Source organism: Streptomyces lincolnensis (assembly GCF_021173675.1).
Lineage (GTDB): Bacteria > Actinomycetota > Actinomycetes > Streptomycetales > Streptomycetaceae > Streptomyces > Streptomyces lincolnensis_B.
In genome coordinates this window covers 52,713-68,304 of sequence record NZ_JAIHON010000026.1, presented here as the reverse complement: position 1 = coordinate 68,304, position 15,592 = coordinate 52,713, and the positions used below count along the sequence as shown (strand labels likewise).

The 15,592-nt window shown below is 74.1% G+C and carries 15 protein-coding genes; 10 read left to right on the top strand and 5 right to left on the bottom strand.

Translation table 11 applies throughout. From position 1 onward, the window contains the following. Nucleotides 1-125 precede the first annotated feature (125 nt). Nucleotides 126-839 (bottom strand): hypothetical protein, encoded by a 714-nt coding sequence (locus K4B79_RS45510; RefSeq protein WP_232033352.1) that lies wholly within the window; start codon nucleotides 837-839, stop codon nucleotides 126-128. A 307-nt stretch (nucleotides 840-1,146) separates the two neighbouring features. Then, nucleotides 1,147-1,386, bottom strand: a complete 240-nt coding sequence (gene chpG, locus K4B79_RS45505) for a chaplin ChpG (RefSeq protein WP_232033351.1) — start codon at nucleotides 1,384-1,386, stop codon at nucleotides 1,147-1,149. 253 nt (nucleotides 1,387-1,639) lie between these two features. Between chpG and K4B79_RS45500 the strand changes: the two genes are divergently transcribed. The 9 genes from K4B79_RS45500 to K4B79_RS45460 are packed head-to-tail and all read left to right on the top strand — an operon-like array spanning nucleotide 1,640 to nucleotide 11,446. After that, nucleotides 1,640-1,828, top strand: a complete 189-nt coding sequence (locus K4B79_RS45500; protein WP_232033378.1) for a hypothetical protein — start codon at nucleotides 1,640-1,642, stop codon at nucleotides 1,826-1,828. Between the two features lie 49 nt (nucleotides 1,829-1,877). Then, nucleotides 1,878-3,053, top strand: a complete 1,176-nt coding sequence (locus tag K4B79_RS45495) for a glycosyltransferase family 4 protein (RefSeq protein ID WP_232033350.1) — start codon at nucleotides 1,878-1,880, stop codon at nucleotides 3,051-3,053. Next, the gene (locus K4B79_RS45490; RefSeq protein ID WP_232033349.1) at nucleotides 3,050-4,549 is read left to right on the top strand and encodes a sugar transferase; all 1,500 of its coding nucleotides are present in this window, start codon (nucleotides 3,050-3,052) and stop codon (nucleotides 4,547-4,549) included. Before K4B79_RS45495 ends, K4B79_RS45490 begins: the two co-directional genes overlap by 4 nt. Nucleotides 4,550-4,553: 4 nt before the next feature. Beyond that, on the top strand, nucleotides 4,554-5,900 hold the full coding sequence (locus K4B79_RS45485) for an O-antigen ligase family protein (RefSeq protein WP_232033348.1): 1,347 nt from the start codon (nucleotides 4,554-4,556) through the stop codon (nucleotides 5,898-5,900). Further along, on the top strand, nucleotides 5,897-7,735 hold the full coding sequence (gene murJ, locus K4B79_RS45480; RefSeq protein WP_232033347.1) for a murein biosynthesis integral membrane protein MurJ: 1,839 nt from the start codon (nucleotides 5,897-5,899) through the stop codon (nucleotides 7,733-7,735). The genes K4B79_RS45485 and murJ overlap by 4 nt, the downstream gene beginning before the upstream one ends. Next, complete coding sequence (locus K4B79_RS45475; protein WP_232033346.1) at nucleotides 7,719-8,471, top strand: polysaccharide deacetylase family protein; 753 nt, start codon at nucleotides 7,719-7,721, stop codon at nucleotides 8,469-8,471. Before murJ ends, K4B79_RS45475 begins: the two co-directional genes overlap by 17 nt. A gap of 1 nt (nucleotide 8,472) precedes the next feature. Next, nucleotides 8,473-9,627, top strand: coding sequence for a glycosyltransferase (locus tag K4B79_RS45470; RefSeq protein WP_232033345.1), 1,155 nt, complete (start codon nucleotides 8,473-8,475; stop codon nucleotides 9,625-9,627). After that, nucleotides 9,624-10,298 carry a lipopolysaccharide biosynthesis protein gene (locus tag K4B79_RS45465; RefSeq protein ID WP_232033344.1) on the top strand — a complete coding sequence of 225 codons (675 nt, stop codon included), beginning with the start codon at nucleotides 9,624-9,626 and terminating at the stop codon, nucleotides 10,296-10,298. Before K4B79_RS45470 ends, K4B79_RS45465 begins: the two co-directional genes overlap by 4 nt. Then, nucleotides 10,295-11,446 (top strand): GNAT family N-acetyltransferase, encoded by a 1,152-nt coding sequence (locus K4B79_RS45460; protein ID WP_232033343.1) that lies wholly within the window; start codon nucleotides 10,295-10,297, stop codon nucleotides 11,444-11,446. Before K4B79_RS45465 ends, K4B79_RS45460 begins: the two co-directional genes overlap by 4 nt. Before the next feature lie 49 nt (nucleotides 11,447-11,495). On the opposite strand, the gene K4B79_RS45455 is transcribed toward K4B79_RS45460, so the two are convergent. After that, nucleotides 11,496-12,761, bottom strand: a complete 1,266-nt coding sequence (locus K4B79_RS45455) for a glycoside hydrolase family 26 protein (RefSeq protein WP_232033342.1) — start codon at nucleotides 12,759-12,761, stop codon at nucleotides 11,496-11,498. 171 nt (nucleotides 12,762-12,932) lie between these two features. Between K4B79_RS45455 and K4B79_RS45450 the strand changes: the two genes are divergently transcribed. Further along, nucleotides 12,933-14,210 (top strand): carboxylate--amine ligase, encoded by a 1,278-nt coding sequence (locus K4B79_RS45450; RefSeq protein ID WP_232033341.1) that lies wholly within the window; start codon nucleotides 12,933-12,935, stop codon nucleotides 14,208-14,210. A 58-nt stretch (nucleotides 14,211-14,268) separates the two neighbouring features. Here K4B79_RS45450 and K4B79_RS45445 read toward each other — a convergent pair whose 3' ends face one another. Both K4B79_RS45445 and chpD read right to left on the bottom strand, forming a co-directional pair. Continuing rightward, nucleotides 14,269-15,141 (bottom strand): chaplin, encoded by an 873-nt coding sequence (locus K4B79_RS45445; protein WP_232033340.1) that lies wholly within the window; start codon nucleotides 15,139-15,141, stop codon nucleotides 14,269-14,271. 107 nt (nucleotides 15,142-15,248) lie between these two features. Further along, a complete protein-coding gene (chpD, locus tag K4B79_RS45440; protein ID WP_269464759.1) occupies nucleotides 15,249-15,476 on the bottom strand; it encodes a chaplin ChpD in 228 nt (75 codons plus the stop codon). Between the last annotated feature and the right edge of the window lie 116 nt (nucleotides 15,477-15,592).

Genomic DNA, 15,592 nt, shown 5'->3' with positions numbered 1-15,592 from the left:
GCCGTGCCTAACGAGCCCTCACCGGAGCGGAAACTCCGTACCCGGTAATTGGGGTAATGGGGCTGTCATGAAAAAGCCGTTGTGCCGGCCTCTCGTGGAGACCGGCACAACGGAGTCGCGTACGCCTACGACGTGGGGAGCGGACCGGTCGGCAGGCTCGGCAGTGTCGGCAGCGCCGGCAGGCCGGGCAGGTTCGGGGCCGGCAGGCCGCCGCCGAGGAGCGTGGCCGCGACCAGGTTGACCAGGCCGGTCAGCACACCGGTGAGGGCTGCCACCACCTGGGTGACATCGCCGGACTGGGCCGCCTTGAGCAGGGCGTCGACGGCCTTCTGGAGGGCGGCGACCGCGTCGCCCACGAGGTCGGCGGGGAGCTGCGCGGCCGCTGCCTCGGCGGCACCGTTCTTCGCGGTCGGCAGCGTCGGCAGGGTGGGCGCCGTAGGCAGCGTGGGCGCCGTAGGCAGCGTGGGCAGGGTGCTCGTGGCCGGCGGAGCCACGGGCGGCGTCGCCGGAGCCGTGGGGGCCGCCGCGGTGACCTTGGCGAGGGCCTCCTTCACGGCGTCGCCGAGCTTGGTGGCCTCCTCGGCGGAGAGCTGGCCGTTGTCGGCCTTGAGAACGGCGTTGAGCAGGTCGGTGACCGGAGTGAGCACGGTACCGAGGTTGCCCAGGCCCTTGACCTGGGCGAGGAGGGCGTCCGCGTTGGGGACGGGCGCCTGCGCCGCTTGGACGCTCGCGGTGGACGGGTCCCGCTCGGCCGCCACCGCGGCCGGTCCGGCGATGCCGACGAGGAGGGTGGCGCAGAGGGCGGAGGAGGCGATACGCCGGGCGGGCAGACCACGCATGGGTGTTCCTTTCGATGTGCGTCCGATCTTGAGCCCACCGTGGAAGCGGCCACGGCGCTCTGCAACCGAGCGGGCACACCGGGCAACGCCCCCCGCCTCGCCCCACCGGCGTCGTCGCTGGTGAGGGGCATGTCAAGAGCGACTCGCCCCGGCGCCGCCCCAACCCCCCATTCGGGGGACGGCGTTCCGACACCACAGGAAACGACGCCACAGGAACCAGCACGACGAGAACAGGCACGACAGAACCGGCCGCCCTCCCGTGGAAGAACCACGGGAGGGCGGCCGGCGAAAGGATGGCGCGTCGACGTCAGTCGTTGACGCACTCGTTGCCGAACGCGGGGTTCAGCAGACCGATGACGTTGACGGTGTTGCCGCAGACGTTGACCGGCACGTGGACCGGAACCTGGACGACGTTGCCCGACAGCACACCCGGGGAGTGGGCGGCAGCGGCCTGCGCGCCACTGTCGGCGGCGGCGATGCCGGCGGTGCCCGCAACGGCGGCGGCCGCAACGGTGGTCAGGGCCAAGCCCTTCGCGATACGCGACATGGAGAGGTGCTCCTTGGGGTTGAAACAAACATCCGGGCGGGGGTGCCCGGCGCTGTGTCAACGCGTGGGGCCCGCGCGGGTTGTGCCGCCAATGGAGTGATGTCGCGGAAGGCCCCGCTCCACGATTCCGACACACTTGCCCGGTTTCGCCGGATTAATACGCATAGCGACTAGAGTTGCGGACCTCTTGACGCACCCCTATAGCCCGACGATCACACTCCCCTCTTTCTTTGCCGGAAGGGCACAGCCCGTCATGAGCAACTCCACCGCCCCGGCCGCGCGCGTACCCGCGCACACGAACGCCCCGTGCCGCGCTCGCGATGTGTTCGAACACGAGAAGGCGTGGCGACCCGGCGGTGACCAGCCGGGCTCCCGGCTCGTTTCCCTGCCGGACGCGGCATGGGCCGGCGTGCTCTTCGTCGCCGTAGACGCCCGCACGTAGGCGCGTTCCGCCCGTACCGAGCGCCGTCCGTGAGCGAGGAAAACCGCGCATGCACCAGCCAGCACCCGACCCTCCGCCACGGGTCCTGCACATCACCCAGCCCGTGGACGGCGGTGTCGCCCGTGTGGTGACGGACCTGGCGCGGGCGCAGCTCGCGGCCGGTCTGCACGTCACCGTGGCCTGCCCGGACGGCCCGCTGGCCGCCGCCGCGCGGTCGCTCGGCGCCGAGGTCCGGCACTGGCGGGCGACCCGCTCACCGGGCCCGACACTCGTTCGAGAGGTACGACGGCTCGCTCGCGTGATCGAGGACGTACGCCCCGATCTGGTGCACGCCCACAGCGCGAAGGCCGGACTCGCGGGGCGGCTCGCCGTGCGGGGCCGGACCCCGACCGTGTTCCAGCCGCACGCCTGGTCGTTCGAGGCGGTCGGCGGGCTCACCTCGGCGCTCGCGCTGCGATGGGAACAGCGGGGGGCGCGCTGGGCGCACCGGATGGTGTGTGTGAGCGAGGGGGAGCGCGCGACCGGCGTACGCGCCGGGATCGACGGGCGGTGGAGTGTCGTCCCCAACGGGATCGAGCCCGCGCGCTTCCACCCCGCCGCCGTCGACACCGTACGGGCCACGCTCCTTCCCGGTGTTCCCCCCGCGGCGCCGCTCGTGGTGTGCGTGGGGCGGCTGTGCCGGCAGAAGGGGCAGGACGTCCTGCTGGAGGCCTGGCCGTCGGTGACCCGGCGGGTGCCGGGGGCCCGGCTGCTGCTGGTCGGCGACGGGCCCGAGCGGGACCGGCTCCGGGCGCGGGCACCGGAGTCGGTGCTGTTCGCGGGGGCCGTCACCGATGTCGCGCCCTGGTACCAGGCCGCCGATCTGGTCGTCCTGCCCTCGCGCTGGGAGGGCATGGCACTCGCCCCGCTGGAGGCGATGGCCTGCGGGCGGCCCGTACTGCTCACGGACGTGGACGGCGCCCGGGAAAGCCTGCCGCCGGACCTGCTGCCCCGCTGTCTGGTGCCACCGGGCGATCCGGCGCGGCTGGCCGACGCCATGACCGAGCTGCTGCTCGACCCGCTGCTGCGCGAGTCGCTCGGCCATGAGGGACGTCGTCACGTCCTGTCCACGCACGACGTGCGGCACACGGCCGAGGCGGTGGCGGACGTCTACCGCGAACTGCTCGGCGGCGCGCTCGCAGCGCATGCCGTGCCCACCGAGTACAGGGAGTCCATCCACTCGTGACCGCGGAAAGCACCGTCCCCTCGCCCGGCGGGCAGCCACGGGATCCCGGATTCTCGCCCGTTTCCCTCTCGTCCGGTTCCTTCTCGTCCGGCTCCTTCTCGTCGGGCGCACTCTCGTCCGGCTCCTTCTCGTCCGTCTCCGTCATGCCGGCGCGCAGTACCGCCGCCGGTTTCCGTTTCCCGGCCCGCAGACCCCCGGCGCGGCCCGCCTCGCCGGTCCCGCTGCTCGCCGCGGACGCCGTCGCCGCCCTGTTCGGCGCCCTGGCGCTGGCCGGGGCCGAGCACCGGCCGCTGCTCGCGGGCCTGCTGGTGGCCGCGTCGATGCTGCTGCGCCCGCACCTGAACCGACCCGTGCCGGGGATCCTCGACGAACTGCCCGGCGTGTGTGGCCGGATCGCGGTGGCCTGGCTGGCGCTGGGCGCGCTCGTGGCCGCGTACGCCCCCCAGCACGCCCTGTCCGCCCGCACCCTCGCCCTGGGCTTCCTGCTCCAGGCGGCGGCGGGCTGCGTGGGCCGCGGCCTCGTGCACTGGCGGCGGCGCGCGGTGCGGCTGGCCCGGCCGCGCGCCGCCCTCGTCATCGGCCCGGCGGCGACCGCGCAGCGCGTGGCGGCCGCCGTCCTGCGTCATCCGCGGTGCGGGGTGCGGCCCGTGGGGATCGTCAGCGAGCGGCCGGAGGGCGGCGAGACGCTGCCCGTACTGACCACCGGCGAGGAGGTCGAGCGGGCCCTCGTCCAGAACGGCGCCCGGGACGTCCTGGTCGTTCACCCGTCCGTACGGTCCGAACAGGGGCCGCTGCTGCGGGCGCTCGCCGAGTCGGGCTGCGCGGTGTGGGAGATCGACGCGGACGCGCCCTCGTACGCCTCCCGCGACCAGCTGGCCGGATTCGCCTGCCGGCGCCTGGAGATGGGGACGCGGCGGCGCGGTACCGCGGGCAAGCGGGCGCTGGACGTGGCCGTGTCCGGGACGCTGTTGCTGCTGGTCAGCCCGCTGCTGCTGGTGTGCGCGGTGGCGCTGCGGCTCAGCAGCGGGCCGGGGGTGGTGTTCCGTCAGGAGCGCATCGGCAAGGGCGGCAAGCCCTTCACCCTGCTGAAGTTCCGCACCCACCGCCCCGTCGACGAGCACGAGGCGGCGACCCGCTGGAGCGTGGCGAACGAGCACCGGATGCCGTGGTTCTGCCGCTTCCTGCGCAAGACCTCGCTGGACGAGCTGCTCCAGCTGTGGAACGTCTTCTGGGGCGACATGAGCCTGGTCGGGCCACGCCCCGAACGGCCCTACTTCGTCGGCAAGTTCAGCCAGACCTATCCCGGTTACGCGGCCCGGCACCGGATGCAGACCGGGATCACCGGGCTCGCCCAGGTGCACGGGCTGCGCGGCGACACCTCCATCGAGGACCGGGCCCGCTTCGACAACGCCTACATCGACAACTGGTCGCTGTGGCAGGACGTCTGCATCCTGCTGCGCACCGCGGCCGCCCTCGTGCGCCCGACGGGGAGCTGAGCGCATGAGCCAGGCACTGGCACTGCCGCACCCGCGGCAGTGGTCGCCCGTCCTGCCCGTGGTGGCCGTGGTCGTCCTGCTCGCGCTGCCGCTCACCCCCGGCGCCGAGGGCGGCGCGGGCCCGGCCGACGCGGTCTCCGCGCTGGTGGTGCTGTACTGCGCGATCCGTCTCGTACGGGACCGGCGGCGCCCCCTGACCCGTACCTCCGCCGTGCTGCTGGGCCTGCCCGTGCTCGGGCTGGCCGTCGCCGCGGCGGGGGCCGCCTCGCCGGGGGCCGGGCTCACCGGGATGGGCCGCTACCTCCAGGTCTTCGTGCTCGTCCCCGCGGCCGTGCTGCTGCTGATCCGCGACCGGGGCGACTTCCGGCTGCTGGCCTGGTCGTTCGTGGGGCTCGCGCTGTGGCAGGGGACGATCGGCGTGCACCAGTACGCGACCGGGACCGGGGCGTCGTACCAGGGCGAGACGATCCGGGCCGTCGGCACCTTCGGGGCCGGCGATGTGATGGGCATGGCGACCGTCGTGTCCTTCGGGCTGGTGTGCGCGGTGGGGCTGGCGCTGGGGCGGACCTCCGTACGGCAGCGGGCGATCGCCGCCGGGTGCGCGGTCGCGCTGCTGCTGCCGCTCGCGCTGTCCTTCAGCCGCGGGGCCTGGATCGCCACGGCGGTGACGTGTCTGGCGCAGCTGCTGCTGGCCGGGATGCGGCGGGCGCTGAAGGTGGGGGCCGTCGTGGCCGCCGCCGCGGTGATCCTGGTGGGCGGGTTCGGCGTCGGCACGGCGATGCTCCAGGAGCGGATCGACAGCATCACCCGGGTCACCGACGCGCCCGACCAGTCCGTGACCGACCGGTACACCATGTGGGCGGCGGCCGTCGGCATGTGGCGCGAACAGCCCCTGGCCGGCGTCGGGTTGAAGGGCTTCCCCGAGCACCGGGACGCGCACGCCTCCCTCGCGCTGTCCTCGGGCAGCGACACCGAGGGCGCGGGCGCCGGCTTCCGCAAGCAGCCGCTGCTCTCCCCGCACAACATGTACCTCCTCGTCCTCGCCGAACAGGGCCTCGTCGGCCTCCTCGCCCTGGCCGGCAGCTGGCTGGCCCTGCTGGTGTGCGCGCTGCGCGGACTGGTCCGGGTCCGGCGCGAGGGACCCGGCCCGGACTGCGCCCTCGTCGCCTGCGGGCTGCTCGTCTGGCAGCTCACCGACTTCGCCTACGCCGACATCGGCGGCCCCTCCACCGTCCTGACGGCCGTGTCCTTCGGGCTGGTGGCGTGGTGGGCGCTGGTCGGGGGCGATGCCGTGCGGGCGGACGCGGGCCACCCGGTCCCGGCCCGTGGCGAGAAGGTCGCGGCGCGATGACCGTGACACCGCCGCGGACACCGGAGGAGCTCCAGGGCTCCGGAACACCGCCGGACGCACCGGCCGAGGAGGGCTCCGGCGTGTATGGGGAATCCGGGCCGCACGCCCCCACCTCCCCGGCACCCGGATCCCCGCCCCCCGCCGCCTCCCTGCCCTCCCCCGCACGCGAACCCGACCGCCAACCCGACCGGGCCACGACGTCCGCCCCGGCGCCCCCACCGCCCCCCGCCGGCCCGGGCACCGAACTCGCCCCCGTCTCCCGCGGGTTCCTCGCCAAGGCCACCCTCGTCACCGCCGTCCTCTCCGTCGCCGGCGCCGTGCTCGGGCTGGCCCGGGACCAGGCGCTGGCACGGCTGTTCGGGGCCGGGAGCGAGACGGACGCCTTCCTGGTGGCGTGGACGGTCCCGGAGTTCGCGGCGACGCTGCTGATCGAGGACGGGATGGCCTTCGCGCTGGTCCCGGCGTTCAGCCTGGCCCTGGCCCGGCGCGCGCAGGGTGCCCCCGGCGACCCGGTGCGCGCGCTGGTCGCCACCACGCTCCCCCGGCTGGCGCTGGCGTTCGTCGCCGTGTCCGCGCTGATCGCCGGGACGGCCCCCTACCTGGTCGAGGCACTCGCGCCGGGCCTGCCCGACCCCGCTCTCGCGGTGGACTGCACCCGGATCACCGCCCTGTGCGTCCTGGGCTTCGGGCTCGCCGGGTACTCCAGCGCGGCCCTGCGGGCGCACCGGCGGTTCGTGGCGCCGGCCGCGATCTACGTGGCGTACAACACTGGCATCATCACCGCGATGTTCGTCCTGGGCGGGCAGTGGGGCGTGCGCTCGGCCGCCGTCGGGGTCGCGATCGGCAGCGGACTGATGGTGGCCATCCAACTGCCGTCCGTCTGGCGGCGGTTGCGACACCGGGCGGCGGAACAGGCGCCGGCGGCGGAGGACGCGCCCGCGGCAGGGGGCGCGGACGCGCGGACCGTGACGCTGACCCTGGTCGCCACCGTCCTGCTGTTCGCGCTGTGCCGCCAGTCGCAGGTCCTCATCGAGCGCTTCCTCGCCTCCACGCTGCCCGCCGGGGCCATCTCGCACCTGAACTACGCGCAGAAGGTCGCCCAGATCCCGATGACGCTGTCGCTGATGCTGTGCACGGTCACCTTCCCGGTGGTCGCGCGGGCGCTGGCCGACGGCGACACCGAACGGGCCCGCGACCGGGTGGAACGGGACCTGGCGCTGGCCGCGTGTCTGGTGCTGCTCGGCGCGGCCACGGTGATCGCCTGCGCCCCGCAGATCATCGAACTCCTCTTCCAGCGCGGCGCGTTCACCGCCGCGGACACGGCGGCCACCGCGAACGTCATGCGGGTGTACGCGCTCGGCCTGCTCGGCCAGACCCTGGTCGGCTGCCTGGTCCGCTCCTACTTCTCGGCGGGCCGCCCGAGCTGGTACCCCCTCGCCACGATGGCCGTCGGCATCATCGCCACCTCCTGGATCGGCGTCTGGGCGGTGGGCCCGTGGGGCGTGTCCGGGATCGCCGCCGCGAACGCCGCCGGCATCACCGTCACGGCCGTCCTGCTGCTGTGGGGCATGGGTCCGCGCAGTGTCCCGATCCGCAAGCGGCGGGTCCTCGCCGAGCTGAGCAGGCCGCTGCGGGCGGCGGTGGTCGCCACGGTCGCGGGCGCGATCGTCGCGGGCCGTGTCGAGTCCGCCCCCGCCTCGCTCGCGGCCGGCTCGGCGACGGTGGCCGTCGTCTTCGTCCTGCTCGCCCGGTCCATGGGCGCCCAGGGTCTCGTCCCCGCACTCCGTTCCGTACGCACCGTCACACGAAGGCTCCGCCATGCCCGTCACCGCTGACACCCGCCCGCTGCCGAGAACCGGCCCGGTCCCCTGGGTGGCGATGTACCACTCCGTGGGCGACCCCACCGACGACCCCTACCGCATCACGGTCACCCCCGAACGCCTCGACGCCCAACTGCGCTGGCTGCGCGCCCGGGGCCTCACCGGCGTCTCCATGGCCGCCCTGCTCGCCGCCCGCGCCCGGGGCGAGGGCCGCGGCCTGGTCGGGCTGACCTTCGACGACGGGTACGCCGACTTCACCGAACACGCCCTGCCCGTCCTGGAACGGCACGGCTGCGGCGCCACCCTCTTCGTCCTGCCCGGCCGGCTCGGCGGCGACAACGCCTGGGACCCGCTGGGCCCCCGCAAGCCCCTGCTGACCGCCGACGGCATCCGAAGGGCGGCCGCCGCCGAGGGCGTGGAGATCGGCTCGCACGGACTGACCCACGTGGACCTGACGAAGGCCGACGACACCCTCCTGACGTCCGAGGTCGCCGAGAGCCGGGCCGTGCTCGAGGAGTTGACCGGCGCCCCGGTCGAGGGCTTCTGCTACCCCTACGGCACGGTCGACCAGCGGGTCGTCGACGCCGTGCGCGAGACCGGCTACGGCTACGCCTGCGCCATCGACCCCGGCCCGCTGAACAGCGTGCACGCCCTGCCACGGCTGCACATCGGGCAGAACGACACCGCCGTACGCCTGCTGCTGAAGTACCGGCTGCACCGGCTGCGCCGCCGTCCGGTCGAGGGCGTGTGACGTGAAGGCTCTCCATGTCATCACCGGCCTCGGGGTCGGCGGCGCCGAGCAGCAACTGCGGCTGTTGCTGCGCCACTTGCCCGTGGACTGCGATGTCGTCACCCTGACCAACCCGGGCGCGGTGGCGGACGGGCTGACCGCCGACGGGGTGCGGGTCACCCACCTCGGCATGGCCGGCAACCGCGACCTGGGCGCCCTGCCCCGCCTGGTCCGGCTGATCCGCGACGGCGGCTACGACCTCGTGCACACCCACCTCTACCGCGCCTGCGTCTACGGCCGGCTCGCCGCGCGGCTCGCCGGTGTCCGCGCGATCGTCGCCACCGAACACTCCCTGGGCGACTCCCAGATGGAGGGCCGCAGACTGACCGCCGGGGTCCGCGGGCTCTATCTGGCCAGCGAGCGCCTGGGCAGCGCCACGGTCGCCGTCTCCCCGACGGTCGCCGCCCGCCTGCACCGCTGGGGCGTCCCGGCCCCCCGGATCCGGGTGGTGCCCAACGGCATCGACCTGGACCGCTTCCGCTTCGACCCGGCCGTGCGGCTGCGCACCCGCCGCCGGCTCGGGCTGCCGGACACGGCGTACGTCGTCGGCGGCATCGGCAGGCTCGCGCCGGGCAAGCACTTCGACGTGCTGATCCGGGCCCTGGCCCGGCTCTCCGACCAGTACTGGCTGCTGCTGGTCGGCGGCGGTCCGCAGGAACACGCGCTGCGGCGCGTCGCGCGCGAGGCCGGTGTCGCCGACCGGGTGCTGTTCACGGGCGAACGTCCCTACGTGTCCGACGGCTCCCCGGGCCCCGACCTGCCCTCCCTCACCGCCGCGATGGACCTGCTCGCCTCGCCGTGCCCCGAGGAGGCCTTCGGCCTGGCGGTGGTGGAGGCGCTGGCGTCCGGGCTGCCCGTGCGGTACGCCTCCTGCCCGGCGATCGAGGACCTGCCCTCCCAGGCGGCGCCCGCCGCGCGCCGCGTCCCGACCGGCGTCGACGCCTTCGCGCGGGCCGTGGTGGCGGCCCGCGCCGAGGGCCCCGGCCCGCGCGCCGCGCCCGAGGCCGCCCGCCACTACGACATCACCCGCAGCGCCGCCCGGCTCATGACCGTCTACGCGGCCGCGACGGCCGTCCCCTCCGTGTCCCCGTCACCCCAGGGAGCAAGTGCCTCATGACCACCCTGCCCGCCCCGGCCGAGAAGCCCACCGGCCCCCGCCGCCGCCCCGCCGCCCTGGCCCGCGCCAAGTCCCTCCCGCCCTGGTCCCTGATCGCCGCCGGGGCCGTCGCGGGCGGCCTGCTCGGCGGTGTCTACGGCCTGGCGAAGCCGCCCGCCTACACCGCCACCGCCTACGTCGTCGCCGTCCCGACCGAGAAGTCCGACCCGGCCTCCGCGCTCGGCTTCGCCACGGCGTACGGCCGGGTCGCCACGCAGCTCGCGGTACTGGGGGACGCGCAGGTCTGGGCGGGCGTACCGGTGAAGACCCTGAAGTCCAGTGTGCAGACGGCGACCTCCCCGGACGCGCCGATGGTCGCGATCACCGCCACCTCCGCCCGCCCCGACCTCGCCGCCGACATGGCCAACGCCGTCTCGCGCGCCCTGACCCGGCACGCGAACGACACCAAGGACGACACCAACGTCGTCCTCCAGCAGTTCGCCCGCGCCACCAAGCCCACCGAGCCGTCCTCGGCGTCCCCGGCGGTGACGGGCCTGGTCGGCGCGAGCGCGGGCGGCCTGCTGGGCGGCCTCGCGCTGCTGGTGCGGCCCCGGCGCACCACGGGCGAGCCGGACCGCCCGGCTTCCGTGCCCGGTCCGGCCCCCGCCGCCGACGTCCACGGACAGCTGTGAAGGCCACGTACGCCCCCGCCCCCACGACCACACTGACCACCGAACTCGTCACCGATGAGCGGGCCTTCGCCGACCTCGCCCCGCAGTGGGCCCGGCTGTACCGAAGCTGCGCGTCCGCGACCCCCTTCCAGACCCACGCCTGGCTGCACTCCTGGTGGCAGTCCTACGGCAGGCCCGGACGGCTGCGCCTCGTGCTGGCGCGGGACGGCGACGAGCTCGTCGCGGCCGCCCCCCTGATGCGCGTCGGCCGCCCGGTGCCCGCGCTGGTCCCCCTCGGCGGCGCGATCTCCGACTACGGCGACGTCCTGCTCGACGACGGACGCGGCGAGGAGGCGGTGGCCGCACTCGCCGCGGGCCTCGCCCAGGCCGCCCGCACCGCCTTGATCGACTTCCGCGAGGTACGCCCGGGCGGCGCGGCCGAGCGGGTCTACGACCACTGGAGCGGGCCCCGGCGCCGGGTGGACGACTCGATGTGCCTGGAGCTGCCCGCGCTCCCCATGGACGAGCTGATCACACGGCTGCCGTCGGCCAAGACCCAGCAGCGGGCCCGCGCCAAGCTGCGCAAGCTGACCGCGCTCGGCGTCGAGCGTCATGTCGTGGGCCCCGACGAGGTGGACCGCGCGCTGGGGCGGCTGATCGATCTGCACCGGCTCCAGTGGCAGGGGCGGAAGGTGACGTCCGAGCATCTGCGGCCGCGGTTCCGCGACCACCTGGTGCGCTCGGTCGGGCCGATGGTGCGCTCCGGGGACGCGGTGGTCACCGAGTTCCGCCTGGACGACGACGTGGTCGCCGTGGACCTGACCCTGCTGTCGCGGCGGCTGGCGGGCGGCTATCTGTACGGCGCCCATCCGCGGCTGCGGGAGCGCAAGGCGGACGTGGCGGTGATGCTGCTCGACGCGTGCGCCCGGCACCTCCGGGACGGCGGCCCCGGCACGCTCAGCCTGCTGCGGGGCAACGAGCCGTACAAGCACCACTGGCGCCCCGAGCCGGTCGTCAACCAGCGGCTGCTGCTGGCCCGCCCGCACACCGCCCCGCTGCTCACGGCGGTCCTCTGCGACGTCGCCGCGCGCCGGCGGGGCAAGGAGCTGCTGCTGCGCTGGCGCGGCAGGCACGAGGGGAAGGAACGTGACGGTGGCGGCAGGTCCTGAGGGGGCCTGCCGCCACCGCGCGGTGCCGACGGGTGCGCTCTCGGGTCCGCTACCGGTTGCGCGAGAACCAGTCGAAGCGCAGGCACAGCTTTCCGCCGAGCCAGTACTCGACCCAGTCACCCAGGTCCAGCGGCGAGCAGGCGGGCGGGGCCGTCGGCTTGGGCGGATCGGTCGGCGTGGTGGGTCCGGTGGGCTCGGTCGGCACCGGGGCCGGGTCGGTGCGGCCGAAGAGGACGGACCGGTAGACCTCGGACGCCTTCGGGTTCTTGCCGCACTGCCAGACTCCGTGCGGGCAGTAGTCGGTCAGCGTGTTGTACAGCGGCTTGTGCTCGTCCATCCAGGCGAGCATGCGCCGCATGTACTCGGGGTTGTCGCCGTTGCGGAACAGGCCCCATTCCGGATACGAGATGGGCTTCTTGTGGGCCTTGGCGAAATCGACGTGTTCCTGGAGGCCGTAGGGCTCCTTGATCTGTTCGTCGAACGACAGGCCGGTCGGCTGGTCGTAGGAATCCATGCCGATGATGTCGACGGTGTCGTCGCCCGGATAGCACTGCGTCCACGGAATGGCGTCCCGGCCGCGGGTCGGGGTGAAGTCGAACTTGAACTTCTGGCCCGGCACCGCGCGCATGGTGGTGACGATCCGGTTCCAGTACGTCTTCCAGGACTCCGGGTCGGGACCGCAGCGGTGGGTGTAGGTGATGCCGTTCATCTCCCAGCCGAGCACGATCACCGTGTCCGGCACCTTCAGCTCGACCAGGCGTTCGCCGAGGGCACGGAAGTGGTGGTCGAACTCACCGGCGGCCGCCCGGCGGAGCAGCATGCGCACCTGGGTGTCGGAGACGTTCTCCTCGTTGCGCTCCATCATGGGCACGTTCAGGACGAGCATCCGGTCGTCCTTCTCGGTGCGCCAGTCCGCCCAGACGTCGAGGAAGCCGGGGGCGCCCTCGATGTTGCTCCAGCGGTCACCGGGCAGATAGGTGTGGCCGACGCGCAGTTCGGCCCCACCCAGCCACTGGCTGAGCTCGGAGATCCGGGCCACGCCGCGGGCGCCGTAGTCGAGGTAGGCGCCGAAGGCGGGGACGTCGGCCCTGGGCTTCTCCGGTTCCGGGACGGCGGGGGTCGTCGGCTGCGGGGGTACGGCCGGCGGCACCGGGACCGGGGTGACGGCGGGGGTCGGAGCGGGCGGATCGGCGGCCCGCGCCGCCCCCGTGCCCGCGGCGAATCCAGAACCGGACGCCAGTACTGCCGTCGCGGCGACCGTCGCCGCCACGAAGGCCAGACGTCTGCGCCGGGTCTGTCGTTGCTGTGGTGCCATGCCTGCTCCTTTCTCCACTCTCGCGCGCCCCGTCTCTCGGTTTCTGACGCCCGGTTACCGAAGCTCGGTTACTGACACTCAGTCATATGAACTGGAATTACGCCACCGCCGTTACGGCTTTCGAGTGTCCCGATCGCCCGGACCGGTGAAATCGACCCGAAGGAAAAGCCCGTGTCGCTGTTCGACACCCGAGTCCCCGCCGTTCTGCTGCGGATCGACCGCAATCCCTTTCACCACGGCACGCTGGGTGCCGTGCGTTCACTCGGCCGCGCGGGCGTCGACGTACATCTGGTCGCCGACTGCGGGGGAAGTCCGGTCGGCGCCTCCCGATTTCTGCGGCAGTCGCACCTTCCGCCGCCGCCCGGCGCCTCCCCGGCCGAGATCGCCCTGACCTTGCGCGGGGTGGCCGCCCGGGTCGCCCGGCCCGCCGTGCTGATCCCGATGGACGACTCGAGCGCGGTGGCGGTGGAGCGGCTGGGCAGGGAGCTCGCCCCCGCCTATCTGCTGCCGCGGCAGCCCACCGGTGTGTCGGAACGGGTGGCCGACAAGGCCGAGCTGGCCCGACTGTGCGCCGCGGCGGGCGTTCCGCATCCGGAGACGGTCGTCCCGGACAGTGCCGGCGAGGCCGCTGCCGCCGCCTGGCGGCTGGGGCTGCCGGTGGTGGCGAAGTGGAGCCGCCCCTGGCTGCTGCCGACGGGCGGCGGGCTGCGCAGCACGGTCGTGGTGCGCTCCACGCGGGAAGCGCGCGAGCTGTATCTGCGCACCTCGGAGGCGGGCAGCGCACTGCTGCTCCAGGCGTTCCTGCCGCCGGGGACGAACCGGGACTGGTTCTTCCACGGATACGCCGACCGGGGCGGAGCGGTGCGCGGCGGTTCCGGGGTGAAGGAACGGTCCTGGCCGCGCGGAGCCGGTCTGACCGCGGTGGGCCGCTGGATGCCGAACCCCCGGGTGCGGGCCCATGCCGAGCGGCTCGTCGGGGAGCTGGGCTACCGGGGCATCCTCGACCTGGACTTCCGCCGCTGCGGCACGACCGGCGGCTACCACCTGCTCGACTTCAACCCGCGTCCCGGCGCGCAGTTCCGGCTCTTCACCGACGGCGCGGGCATGGACGTCGTACGGGCGCTGCACCTGGACCTGACCCACCGGCCGGTGCCGGAGGGGGAGGCGCTGCCCGGGCGGTCGTTCGTCGTGGAGAACTACGCGCCGCTCACCGCGCTGCGGCCCGCGCGGGCCGGCCGCGAACTCGCCTGGTACGCCGGGGACGACCGCGGGCCCGGCTGGGCGATGTGGGGCCTGTGGGCCCGCCATGTCACCCGTCGGCTCCGGGAGCGGCTGCACCGTCTGTGCGCCCGCCGCACCGATCCGGCGCGCGTCCGGCGGGCGTCCGTCCCGGCCCCGTCACCCGCCGTGGCCGAACTGCCCTACGACGAGAAGGCGGGCAGCCGCTGACATGGCGCGGGTGCCGGACACGAACTGTCCGGCACCCGGTGCGACACGACGACACGTACTACCGACGGGAGGCGGCCCTGCCGCGTCGGTACAGCACGACTCCGGCGGCGAGCATCGCCGCACTGGCCCCCGAGGCGGCCAGCAGCGCTTCGGCACCGGTGTCCGGCAGCGTGGGCGGCTTGGTCGGGGGCTTGGTCGGCGGGGTGGTCGGCGGTGTCGTGGGCGGGACGGTCGGCGGCGTCGTCGGAGGCGTCGTCGGAGGAGTGGTGGGCGGTGACGTCGGCGGCTTGGTCGGCGGCGTCGTGGGCGGGACGGTCGGCGGCGTCGTGGGAGGCGTCGTCGGAGGAGTGGTGGGCGGTGACGTCGGCGGCTTGGTCGGCGGCGTCGGAGGAGTCGTGGGCGGCTTGGTGGGAGGCGTCGTCGGCGGGGTCGTGGGGGGCTTGGTCGGCGGCGTGGTGGGGGGCTTGGTCGGGGGCGTGTCCCCGTAGCCGCCCGGCGTCTCGCCGTGTCCGCCCGGGGTGTCGCCGTACCCGTCCGACTCGTCGCCGTATCCGCCCGGACCGCCGCCGTGTCCGCCCGGCCCGTGCTCGGAGAAGCCCGGCATCCGGCCGTCGTAGTCCCAGTCGTGGCCCGAGGCCCGGCCCGGACCGTCGTGGTGGCTGCCGTGCGAGCCGCTCCTCGTCGAAGCCGAGCCGTTCGCGCAGGAGTTGCCGAACGCCGGGTTGAGCGCGGCGGCTCCGTCCACGGAGTTTCCGCAGGCGTTGACCGGTACGTCGACCGGCACCTTCACGGTGTCACCGGACACGACGCCCGGCGAATTCCTGGCGGTCCCGCTCGCGTCCGTGTCGGCGAGGGCGTGGCCACCACACAGGGACAGAATGCTCGTCGCGGCGGCGGCCGCGACCATTCCCTTGCCCAGGGTCTGTCGCAATCTCGTTGTCCTCACTGCTTGAAGAAGTGGGAAAGGCCGGCCCCGAACGAATGGAGAACGTCCAGGGCCGGCCGTGACACAGCCGGAGCGGCTGGTGCGTTACGTCGTCAGTCGTTGACGCACTCGTTGCCGAACGCCGGGTTCAGCAGGGCGATCACGTTGACCGTGTTGCCGCACACGTTGACGGGCACGTGCACCGGAACCTGGACCACGTTGCCGGAGAGGACACCCGGCGAACCGATGGCGGCACCCTCGGCACCCGCGTCGGCGAAGGCCGGGGCGGCCATGCCGAGGGCCATGATCGCGCCCGCGACGACAGCTGCGGTCTTCTTCATGAGGTTTCCCTTCTCTGCGGTCATGCCTGGAGTGACGGTCGAAACCGAGCGAGCACAGTCGGAACGGCTCGCACCATGACCTGCAGGCTGTAAAACGAGGGATAGACAGCCGAAGA